This window comes from Psychrobacter sp. T6-1, assembly GCF_052258445.1.
The window spans coordinates 1-2,340 of sequence record NZ_JBQQFC010000345.1 but is presented as its reverse complement, the minus strand read 5'-3'; the positions used below and the strand labels follow the sequence as shown (position 1 = coordinate 2,340).

Genomic DNA, 2,340 nt, shown 5'->3' with positions numbered 1-2,340 from the left:
GTAGTAACGGTTAAATATAGTTAGGCGGTTTGGACACAGTTTACGAGCCGTCTAATTATTTAACTATTTATTTCAGTTTTGACAGAAATAAAGTAAATGAAGTGATTCAATATTTATATAGATACTAATCAAGGAGAACCTCATGCGGCATCCTTCGCTCAGTCAAATAAAGTGGCAAGACTTACGTCAACTGCGTCCTGTTGACGCTATCTACAATGTATTGCTATCACTTCCTTTTCTTTTGTTATCATGGTGGAGCGCGTGGCAAGGGTTTTGGTTATTGGCATTAGTGGCAACGTTTTTCTTTTTTACCGCTGCACTACGTCAGGCGCATGATTGCTATCACCGCACTTTAGGCATCGGCAAGATGGCGACCGAGCTCATGCTATTTGCGCTCAGTATCACTATGCTCTGTAGTACGCATGCGATTCGCCATACTCACCTCAATCATCATCGTGACCCATTAGGGGAGAGCGATGTCGAGGGCAATTGGGCACGTCTGCCTTGGTATCAAGCGATACTCGGCGGCGGACTATTTTCAATAGCGATTCAGTGGTTCGGTCTGACCCATGGCAGTCGCCATAATCGCTTGCTTGTCGCCATTGACATGCTGCTGATATCAGCGGTTATTGTTACAGCGCTAATTACTATGCATCCTGTCTTGGTCTATCACGTGCTCGTTATGATACTTGCCAATACTATGGTCGGCTTCTTTGCAGTATGGAGCGTCCATCATGGCTGTGATGAGCGAGTTTATGCCCGTAGCGAGCGCCATCCGCTAATCAATCTGCTGACTTTTAATCTGCTCTATCACATCGAGCATCATCTATTTCCAGCGGTACCGACCAACCATTTGCCAGAGCTCGCTAAGCGTTTGGATGCGCAGGCGCCTGAGTGGACGCAGCAACCTGTGATACCTATGTTAGCACCTAGCTATTCGCAAAAGACGAGAAGTCATAAAGACATGCAGAGCGATACCGCACTATAAGAAATACTGTAAAAGTCATGTTCAACATAATAAGTTCAACATAATAAATGAAGGAGCCCGCAGATGATTATTTTAAATAAAGACAACCGCTCAAAATCAAAGGTTACCGCTATCACTATGTACTACGACGACAGTTGCGTGCTCTGTAGTACAGAAGCGCACAGTATGCAAATTCGTAATCCAGAAGGAATTGAATTAACGTCAGTAGATACAGGCATAGACGAGTTACAAGCGGCTGGATTTAGCCGCAATGATGCTATGACTTATCTGTGTGTCAAGACCGATCAAGGTCACTGGTATACGCATATGGATGCTATCAGACTGCTCTATAAAATGGGCGGCGTGAAGTGGGCATCGGTATTATATCTACCTATTATCAAACAGCTGGGCGACTTTATCTATCCTACGGTTGCGCGTAATCGCTACCGTATTCCAAACTGGGTAACCAAATTGATTTATGGTAAAGCAGTGACGCAAGCCTGCGCTAATGGCATTTGTAAAATCGCCCCTGATAAGCGTTAAAGGATTTTTTATGAAGTGTTCGCGAAAACTGACTAGCGCTATTTCGCTTTAGGGTTTAGTACCGTAAGATGGATTTATATTCACTTTGTTAGATATGGCTATGTGGTTCTTTATCACTTTCACCCAGCTGCTTGCTATTATGACCAGCATGATTCTTTTATGGTTAATTAGGCCTAAAAGGGCGATTAGTAAAGTGGTGCTGGTTCTAGCGATTTTTATATTTAATAATGTCATACTCGTTTACGGCTTTACTGAATTTTGGTATGAGCGTTTTCACGTCTATCTAGTGGTCGCTATCTTGCAAGGCTTTATGCTCTATGCTGTAGCCATAACGGCTGTGGTTTGGTTTATCTTATCCAAAGGGTATAGACAAAATCCAAATGCGAAGTTTATACGTTTATTTGCTATCGTCACTTTTGTCAGTATTGCTAGCTTAGCCGTATTCAATGCGTATTCACCAGTGGTGCATAGATTGACGGTTACGACAGACAAACCGTTGGATAAACCTATGGATATCGCGCTAATCTCTGATACCCATTTGGGTAGATGGTTTGGGAATCGGCAGATAAAGAAAATGGTCGATTTGGTTGATGAGCAAAACCCTGACGTGGTTGTTATCGCAGGCGACATCATGAATGATACGACTATCGCTTATGACAATACCAATATGCATGAGCAATTATCGCAGCTAAAAGCGCCGCTTGGCGTTTATGCAACGCTTGGCAATCATGATTACCGAGGCTGTGATGAAGAGATTACTCAAGCTGTGGAAGCGGCTGGTATCACCGCGCTCGATAGCGAGAGTGTGTTGTTAGATGATGCGGTATGGC

General features: G+C 43.6%; 3 protein-coding genes. All 3 read left to right on the top strand.

Annotation, left to right across the window (positions count from 1 at the left end; genetic code table 11):
* Positions 1 to 142 precede the first annotated feature (142 nt).
* Entirely contained in the window at positions 143 to 988 is an 846-nt protein-coding gene (locus ACTXGO_RS12590) for a fatty acid desaturase family protein (RefSeq protein WP_443541283.1), read from the top strand.
* A 63-nt stretch (positions 989 to 1,051) separates the two neighbouring features.
* Positions 1,052 to 1,510 carry a thiol-disulfide oxidoreductase DCC family protein gene (locus ACTXGO_RS12585; RefSeq protein WP_443541284.1) on the top strand — a complete coding sequence of 153 codons (459 nt, stop codon included), beginning with the start codon at positions 1,052 to 1,054 and terminating at the stop codon, positions 1,508 to 1,510.
* A 94-nt stretch (positions 1,511 to 1,604) separates the two neighbouring features.
* Positions 1,605 to 2,340, top strand: a 736-nt coding sequence (locus tag ACTXGO_RS12580; protein ID WP_443574775.1) for a metallophosphoesterase, incomplete at its 3' end; no start/stop codon positions are given.